Raw genomic sequence first — 6107 nt, forward strand, 5'->3', positions numbered from 1 at the left:
GCGGATTATACATCGCAATTGAAAAATCCGCCTCCGCTGCGAGCCGCAGCCGTTTCTCGATCATCGCCCATGGCTTGAGATTGTCGGAGAGATTGATCGCACAGAAGTCGTGACCAAGCGGCGCACCGGCGCGTGCGCTAGCTGCCAGCATCGCGGTGATGCCAGGCAGCACGCGGATCGGCAGGTCCTGATATTGCGGCGCCCTTTCGAGCGCCTCGAACACGGCTGAAGCCATGGCGAAGACGCCAGGGTCGCCGGAGGAGACGACGACGACCTGCCCGCCTTCAGCCGCCAGCCGCAGCGCCTCGCTCGCGCGCCGGAGCTCTTCACGATTGTCGGATGGATGCACGGTGAGCCCAGGACGCGGGGCGAGGCGCGCGACATAGGGCGCGTATCCCAAAATATCGGTCGCGGCGGCAAGCGCGGCGGAAACCTCCGGCGTCACCAGCGCTTCACTGCCCGGGCCAAGGCCCGCGATGGTCAGCGTGCCCGTCATTCGGCGGCGTCCGGAAGCCGGCCCTTGCCGTGCACCAGCACGATCGCGAAGTAAGGACACTCGGTGGCGTCGATCTCAACGAGTCGCGCGACGCGCTCCCCCGGCATGGTGCCGCGCTCGACCAGCCAGGCATCATCCAGCCGCCCGGCGGCCGCGAGCGCGCGCCGCACTTTTGCAAGATTGCGGCCGGTCTTCATGATCACAAGTGCATCGGAATCGCGCATACGGCGTTCAAGCTCGCCTTCCGGAAGCGTGCCCATCAGCACCGTCGTCACGTCGTCGCCGAGGGCGATCGGCTGGCCGACGCCGTTCCAGCAGCCGACCATGCCGGGAATGCCCGCGATCACCTCGATCTCGACGCGGCCTTGCAGGCGCGTGTGCAAATGCATGAACGAGCCGTAGAAGTAGGGATCGCCCTCGCAGAGCACGACGACGTCGACGGCACGCGAAAGCCGCGCCAGGCGTTCGGCCCATTCATCGTAGAAGCCGGAGAGCTGCTGCACGTAGTCCGGGCCGTCGAAGGCGATCTCGGTGGTGACAGGATATTCCATGGGATATTCGGTGACGTCGGCAGCGAGCATGCCCTCGACGATGCGCCGCGCCTGGCCCGGCCGCCCCCTCTTGCGGAAATAGGCGACATGCTTCGCCGCCCGCACCACGCGGTCGGCGCGCACGCTCATCAGGTCAGGATCGCCGGGGCCGAGACCGCAGCAGATGATGCGTCCCATGGCTATTCGCTCCGGCTCGCCAGCGCGTTCACGGCGGCGACCGTGATCGCGGAGCCGCCGAGGCGGCCTTCAACGGTAAGCGCCGGCACCGGCGGATCAGCCATCAACGCGGCCTTTGACTCGGCGGCGCCGACGAAGCCGACGGGACAGCCGATGATCGCCGCGGGACGCGGACAGTCGGGATCCTCGAGCATGTTGAGCAGATGGAACAGCGCCGTCGGCGCATTGCCGATCGCGACAATGGCGCCTTTCAGATGCGGCCGCCACAGCTCCAGCGCCGCAGCCGAGCGCGTGTTGTTCATCGACTTGGCCAATGCTGCGACGGTCTCGTCGCCCAGCGTACAGATCACGGCATTTGCCGCAGGCAATCGCGCACGGGTAATGCCCTCGGACACCATGCGCGCGTCGCACAGGATCGGCGCGCCCTTCTGCAGGGCCGCGCGCGCAGCCGTCGCCATGCCGGGCGTGAAGCGGATATGCGCCTCGAGTCCCACCATGCCGGCGGCATGGATCATCCGCACCACGACCTGCTCCTCGTCAGCCGTGAAGCGCGCCAGATCGGCCTCGGCCCGGATGGTCGCAAAGGATTGCCGGTAGATCGCCGCGCCGTCGGTCTCGTAGGTGTGCGGCATCAGTGCCCTCCCATCAGGATGGAGGGATCACGAACGATATCGTCACGATCGAGCCCGCGCAGGACGGGCTCGTCGCGGGTCGAGCCGCCGCGCACGAGATCGAATCCCGTTGCCGTCGCGACCAGCGTGATCGCGGCCGCGCCGGAATGGGCGCAGCCCTTGCTGCAGCCAGAGACGTGAAGCTGCGCGGCCCCGCCGATATTTGGCGCCAGCGCCGCCGCCAGCCCCCGCGTATCGGCATGGGCCTCGCGGCAGCGCGGCGCACCGCTGCAGGCGATGACGCGCAACGCCGGATCATGGGCTTCGGTGATCAGGCCGGACGCGGTCGGCATGGTCCGCTTGCCTTCGCCCAGGACCATCCGCCACGGCGTCATCCGCAACGCATGCCCGCAACTGGCAAGCTGACTGAGCGTCGTATGCGGCATCTGCCCGAAGGCGACCCCGACCATGGCGCCTTGCGGATAAAGGCCCGGACGGGCTGCTGCCATGATCGGCGCAGGCTCGGCCTCGCCGCGGAGCGCCTCAGGCAATTTTGCGCCGGCCGCAAGATGCGCCGCCATGCGCCCGCGCCCATCCCTGACGCCTGAGGCGACGAACCAGCGCGCAGCAGCAATCGCGGTGCTCACAACCTCACCACGCGCGACGCCGCGGCCGAGCCGGGCGCCGTCCGCGCGCACGAGGAGATCACCTGAAACGTCACGCTCGATCCGCACGTCGGCGGAATCGCCAGCGAGCACGCGCGAGTTGCCGTCGTCGATGGCGAAGCCGAATTTCGTCGGCAGTTCGAGCATCGAATCTGCCAACGCCTCTTCGAGCTCGGCGGCGAGCGCCTGGGTCTCGTCGCCGTCGCGCCAGAACGGCGTGACCAGGATGTTGCGCCGGGATTCGGTGTCGGCATCGGGGTCGAGCAGCGTCAGTTGCGCAAGACCGTCGAGGAGCGACCGATGGCTGCCCTCGCTGACGCCCCTGATCTGGAGATTGGCGCGGCTGGTGACGTCGATCAGGCCATTGCCGTGGCGCTCGGCGAGATGCGCGAGCCCGGCCGTCTGTGCCGCATCGAGCCGGCCGCCGAACGGGCGCACGCGGACCACGAGCCCGTCGCCCGATTGCATCGGCCGCAGCGCGCCGGGACACCAGCCCTTCACTGACGCCGCACTCATGACGCCTCCTTCAGCGCGGCCGCGATCGAGTTGCGGCGCGTCCGCCAGAGCGAGGCCTCGTGCAGGCGCGTGAAGCACGTTTCCATTGCGGCAAGCGCCGCCGGATTTTCGCGCGCCAGGAAGGCGCGGACATCGGCGTCGCCCAGCGTCGCGTCGTAATAGAGATCGAACAGATGCGGCGGCACCGCGCCGGCAAGATGGGCGAAGGCCGCCATGTGCTCCAGCGTCGCCGATATCTCGGCCGCGCCGCGAAACCCGTGGCGCATCATGCCTGATATCCAGGCCGGATTGACGGCGCGGGCGCGGACGACGCGGGAGATTTCTTCCGTCAGCGTGCGCGCATGCGGCGCGTCGGGGCGCGTCGTGTCGAGGTGATAGAGCGATGGCCCTGATGCGCCGAGATGCGCCGCCGCCGCGGTGATGCCGGCTTCATGCGCCGCATAGTCGGCGGCGAGCAGGAGGTCGGTCTCGGGCAGATCCTGGGCGTGAACGAACGCATCGGCCGAGGCGAGCCGCTGCTCGATGCCGGCGCGATCGGGCTTGATTGCACCATCGGCAGAGAACGCCCAGGACGAAGCGGACAGCCAGGCCTCGCCGGCAGCATCGCGCGTCTCCGATGTGAACGCATCGGGGATGGCCGAGAGGCCGACGCCGTATTGTCCGGGCCGCGGCGCGAACACACGCGACGCACGCTGACGATACGGATTCTCCTCGCCCTCCTCCTCGCGCGAGGCGAGGGCCTCGGAGGCCGCCTCGAACAATTGCGCAAGGCCGGCGAAGACATCGCGGAACAGGCCGGACACGCGCAGCGTCACGTCGATGCGGGGACGGCCGAGCTCGGCCGGCGCGACGATGTCGTAGCCGGTGACCCGGCCGGAGGCGTGATCCCAGCGCGGCGCCAGGCCAGCAAGATGCAGCGCCATCGCAAACTCCTCGCCCGCGGTGCGCATCGTCGCCGAGCCCCAGAGATCGACGACGAGGCCCTTCGGCCAGTCGCCGTGATCCTGCAAATGACGACGCAGCAGCTCTTCGGCGAGCTTGATCCCCTGTGCATGCGCCGACGGCGTCGGCACCGCGCGGGGATCGACAGCGAACAGATTGCGCCCGGTCGGCAGCACGTCCTGACGCCCGCGATAGGGCGAGCCGGACGGACCCGGCGCCACGCATCGTCCTGCGAGCGCGGCGCGCAGCGCATCGCGCTCCTCCGTGCCACAGGCGCCGCGGCCGAACACATGCAGGCCGTCGCCGAACTGACTTTCCTTGAGATCGCAGACGAAGCGATCGATGCGCGGAATGGCTTCCGCCGGCGCGGCCGAGGCATCGATCCCGAGATCGTCTTCGAGGCCGGCCGCACGCGCCTCGTCGCGGATCGCGGCGATCAGGCGCTGGCGTCGGGCGGGATCGAGACCGTCGGCCGTCGCATATTCGTCGAGCAGACGTTCGAGCCGGCGCAGCCCTTCCGGTACCGCGGATTGCTCGAGCGCCGGCGGCAGATGGCCGATGGTGACGGCCCCTAAGCGCCGCTTGGCCTGCGCCGCCTCGCCGGGATCGTTGACGATGAAGGGATAGATGACGGGCAGATCACCGGTCAGCGCTTCCGGCCAGCACGCGGACGACAGCGCCACCGACTTTCCCGGCAGCCATTCCAGCGTGCCATGCGCGCCCATATGCACGACGGCATCGATCCCTTGCGCGCGCAGCCAGAGATAGAACGCGACATAGCCATGGCGCGGCGTGCGGGCGAGATCGTGGTAGTCGGCATCGCGCGTGGTCGCGTCGCCACGCTCGGGCTGGACCGCGATGATCGATCGGCCGCATGGGATCGCAGCGAAGTGGAACGCGCCGTCGCGGCAGTTCGGGTCGTTATCCGGCGCGCCCCAGGCCTGCGCGAGATCGTCCTGCAGAATCTGCGGCAGGCGCGCGAGCGCGGCGCGGTAATCGGCGACGCTCCACGTCAAATTCTGCTTCAGCAACATCTCGCCGAGTGCATGCACCGACGCAACATCGAAGCCGGCCTCGGCGAGATCGGTCACCAGCGCTTCGACCGAAGCGAGTGCATCGAGACCGACCGCATGCGCGATCTGGTGCGGACGGCCGGGATAGTTCGAGAGCACGATGGCCAGCCGCTTCTCGGCGACCGGCGTCCCGGCAAGCTTCCGCCACGCCGCGACGCGGGCTATGACGGCCTCCATACGCTCCTCGTCCGGTCTGTGGGCCAGATGCGAGAATTGCAGATCGGGATCGCGACGCGCAGCCGACTTGAAGCTAACCACGCCGGCGAACAGGCGGCCGTCGACCTCGGGCAGCACCACATGCATGGCGAGGTCGCCGGGCGACATGCCGCGCAGCGATTCCGCCCAGTCCTCGCGCCGCGCCGAGGAGAGCGCGACCTGGAAGACCGGACATTGCGCGGCATCGAACGGGGTCGTACCGTCGTCGCCCATCGCCGAGAACGCCGTCGCGTTGACGATGGCCGCCGGCGGATTTTGCGCGAGATGCGCGCGCAGCCAATCCGCGACGCCCGCCGCCTTCAGCGACGTGACGAAAGCCCCATAGGCATGAAAACCTTTCTCGCGCAGCGCTGCGATCAGCGCATCGACGGGCCCGGTGTCCGCAGCGGTGAGATAGGAGCGGTAGAATGTCACGAGCGCGAAGGGCTTCCCCTCGCCCGGCGGCGGCGCAATGACGCCGCGCACGGGATCATAAAAGCCCATCTCGGGCACGTTCATCTCGCCGGTAACAGGCCCGGCATAGAGACCCGAGGCCAGCGCGAGTTGCGCGATCGCGGCTTGCGCCGCGACGGGACCGCCCGTGTCGCAGAGCACCTTCAGCCGCCGCAGCGTCGAGACCGGCAAGGTCGAATACGCATCCAGCCTGATGTCATCACGGCCATCGGCTGGCAACACCGCGAGAGCGATGCCCCGATCCTTTGCCAGTTGCTGAAGCGCCGCAAGCCCGTACGACCAATAGGACTCACCACCGATCAGCCGCACCAGAATGCCGCGCGCCTGCAACAGCGTGCGCTCGATATAGGTGTCGACCGAAAGCGGATGACGGAGCTCCGCAAGGTTCGCCAGCCGCAGCGACGGCA

General features: G+C 68.6%; 5 protein-coding genes. All 5 read right to left on the bottom strand.

Annotation, left to right across the window (positions count from 1 at the left end):
* A partial coding sequence (locus AOQ71_RS39790; RefSeq protein ID WP_245317386.1) for a precorrin-3B C(17)-methyltransferase occupies nucleotides 1-496 on the bottom strand: 496 nt, incomplete at its 3' end.
* Nucleotides 493-1224 (bottom strand): precorrin-2 C(20)-methyltransferase, encoded by a 732-nt coding sequence (locus tag AOQ71_RS39795; protein ID WP_057758874.1) that lies wholly within the window; start codon nucleotides 1222-1224, stop codon nucleotides 493-495. The genes AOQ71_RS39790 and AOQ71_RS39795, both read right to left, overlap by 4 nt.
* A 2-nt stretch (nucleotides 1225-1226) precedes the next feature.
* Nucleotides 1227-1856, bottom strand: coding sequence for a precorrin-8X methylmutase (locus AOQ71_RS39800; RefSeq protein ID WP_057758876.1), 630 nt, complete (start codon nucleotides 1854-1856; stop codon nucleotides 1227-1229).
* Nucleotides 1856-3016, bottom strand: coding sequence for a precorrin-3B synthase (cobG, locus tag AOQ71_RS39805; protein ID WP_057758878.1), 1161 nt, complete (start codon nucleotides 3014-3016; stop codon nucleotides 1856-1858). The genes AOQ71_RS39800 and cobG overlap by 1 nt, the downstream gene beginning before the upstream one ends.
* Nucleotides 3013-6107, bottom strand: a 3095-nt coding sequence (gene cobN / locus AOQ71_RS39810) for a cobaltochelatase subunit CobN (RefSeq protein ID WP_245317388.1), incomplete at its 5' end; no start/stop codon positions are given. The genes cobG and cobN, both read right to left, overlap by 4 nt.

The sequence above is a fragment of the Bradyrhizobium manausense genome (assembly GCF_001440035.1).
Lineage (GTDB): Bacteria > Pseudomonadota > Alphaproteobacteria > Rhizobiales > Xanthobacteraceae > Bradyrhizobium > Bradyrhizobium manausense.